This is a genomic window from Massilia mucilaginosa, assembly GCF_011682145.1.
In the GTDB taxonomy this organism is placed as follows: Bacteria; Pseudomonadota; Gammaproteobacteria; order Burkholderiales; family Burkholderiaceae_D; genus Telluria_A; species Telluria_A mucilaginosa.
In genome coordinates, this window is the sequence record NZ_WHJH01000338.1 from 1 (window position 1) to 293 (window position 293).

At 66.6% G+C, this 293-nt stretch carries 1 pseudogene; it reads right to left on the minus strand.

From position 1 onward, the window contains the following. A pseudogene (locus tag F2P45_RS35100) lies at positions 1–293 on the minus strand (diguanylate cyclase); the annotation flags it as partial.

Here is a 293-nt window from a genome sequence, read left to right on the forward strand (position 1 = left end):
CGGTTGAATTCGGCGTCGAGGCGGGCGTCGAACAGGCGCCGGTTGGCGATCCCGGTCAGGCCATCGTTACGCGCCAGCAGCTTGAGCGAGCGGTTCTTGGTCACCAGCGCCAGCTGGGCGTTGCGCAGTTGTTCTTCGAGCTCGTCGCGCAGGGTCACCTGGCGGAACAGGCGCACGCCCATCCAGCACAGGATCAGCAGCAGGATCACCACCCACGCCGTCGAGAGGTAGGCGTTGGCCCACCAGTTCGACAGCGTCTCGTCGGTCGACAGGCCCACCGCCACGAACAACGG